The 1597-nt window shown below is 70.7% G+C and carries 3 protein-coding genes; 2 read left to right on the top strand and 1 reads right to left on the bottom strand.

Features of this window, described 5'->3' with window-relative positions:
• Positions 1 to 612 (bottom strand): NAD(P)/FAD-dependent oxidoreductase (locus tag DSP71_RS05140; RefSeq protein ID WP_147251208.1); only part of this gene is annotated, 612 nt, incomplete at its 3' end.
• Positions 613 to 684: 72 nt separating this feature from the next.
• On the opposite strand from DSP71_RS05140, the gene DSP71_RS05135 reads away from it, so the two are divergent.
• Both DSP71_RS05135 and DSP71_RS05130 read left to right on the top strand, forming a co-directional pair.
• Positions 685 to 1173, top strand: a complete 489-nt coding sequence (locus DSP71_RS05135; protein ID WP_113680550.1) for a hypothetical protein — start codon at positions 685 to 687, stop codon at positions 1171 to 1173.
• A gap of 38 nt (positions 1174 to 1211) precedes the next feature.
• On the top strand, positions 1212 to 1597 hold a 386-nt coding region (locus tag DSP71_RS05130; protein WP_147251209.1), incomplete at its 3' end, for a GNAT family N-acetyltransferase.

The raw sequence follows: 1597 nt of genomic DNA, 5'->3' as shown, positions 1-1597 counted from the left end.
GTGACCGAGTGCGGCGAGCAGCAGCCCTGCGGCAGCGCCCGCCAGCGACGGCTGCGGGGAGTTCGCGTGCGCCACCACCCCCGACATCAGTGCGGCGGCCTCCTCCGTGCGGAACGCCGCGGCGGCCAGGGGCGTGCCCTGATCCAGCATCCGCAGGGCGTAGCGCACGGCGGTCACCGGATCGCGCGGGATCCGGAGCAGCTGATTGCCCGTGAAGTCGACGACCCCCTCGATGTGCCGGCTCAGAGGCCGCAGTCGGGACAGCCAGGCTCCGCCGTCGACGCCGAGCTGTGCCGCGGTGCGATCGATATCGCGCCATGCCACCGCCGCACGTCCGTCGTCGAGGGGATGCGCGTAGGACGCCTCCGGCCGGATCCACTCGATCCGCCGATCGAGACCGAACGCCTGGAAGAACGGAGAGGAGAGGGCAGCGGGGTGCACGGCGGAGCATACGTCGTGCTGGAAGCCGGGGAGCGTGGATTCGCGGGTACGGACCCCGCCGCCGATCGTGTCCGCGCCTTCGAGGACGCGCACCGTGTAGCCGGCACGAGCGAGCGACACCGCCGCCGCGAGGCCGTTCGGGCCGGATCCGATGATCGTCGCCTGAGCCATGACGTCAGTTTGGCACGTATACGAGGAGAAAACGGTCGGCCGCACCCCTCGCGGCGTGGGATCCTGGAAGGGATGAAAGAAGTACAGGGCCCGACCCCCGCAGGCACCTCCCGTCCATACCGTTCGCTCCCGGAGGCGCTGCGCGCGCACCGCATCGACCCGTCGAACCACGCGTTCATCACGGCGATCGTCGAGGCCATCGGGATCAGTTCGTTCATCGACCGCGGTCGATACATCGAGGCGATCCGTCGTGGCGAGGGAGCATCCCTCCACATCGGCCGCACCTACACGAACGGCTTCACGGAAGACGAGCGACTCATCGTCGGTTCCGCGCCGTTGCGACTGCAGCCCAGTGAGGGGCGCCCGCCGTACTTCTACGTCAGTCACCCGAGCGAGTTCATCCCGCTGACTCCGCAGCGTGCGGCGAAGCGTGCGACGACTCCTCGCGTCTCCGCCCCCCGCGCGGAGAAGGCGCCGAAGCCCGTCGAGGAGCGCGACTACGGCGTCTGCGACGTGTGCTTCATGGTGAAGACGCCGTCCGGCGGCTGCGGCTGCGACTGAGCGTGAGCGTCGCGCTCGGACCCGAGGCGGATCGACCGGTGATCCGGCTCGCCGACCTGTCCGGAGCCGATGCGCACGAGGTCGGCGCTGCGGTGCGGGCATATCTGCTGCAGACCGAGCGTGAGAAGAGGCAGCAGGAAGGCGGCAGCGCGCCCGATCCCTCCGGAGCACTTCCCGAGCGCTATCGCCGCGAGATCGATGACCCCTCAGCGGCCTACGCGGGTCACCGCGTGCGTGTGGCCCAGCTCGGCGATCGCGTCGTCGGGGTCGTCGTGCTCTCCGTGAGCGACGACGTGGCCGAGATCAAGCGCTTGTGGGCGGTGCCGGAGGTGCGTGGCCGAGGCGTCGGGTCCGCACTGCTCGACGCCGCGCTCCACGACGCGCGCGACCTCGGCGCCGCGCGGGTGCGCCTGTCGGTCTGGGC

This window comes from Microbacterium sp. H6, from assembly GCF_003314775.1.
GTDB lineage: Bacteria > Actinomycetota > Actinomycetes > Actinomycetales > Microbacteriaceae > Microbacterium > Microbacterium oxydans.
The sequence above is the reverse complement of the archived record's forward strand: the minus strand, read 5'-3'. Positions and strand labels throughout refer to the sequence as shown.

What these genes read in the sequence shown, in the direction of transcription:
- DSP71_RS05135 (WP_113680550.1), top strand. Translation starts at nt 685, where the DNA reads ATGAAAGAAGTACAGGGCCCGACCCCCGCAGGCACCTCCCGTCCATAC.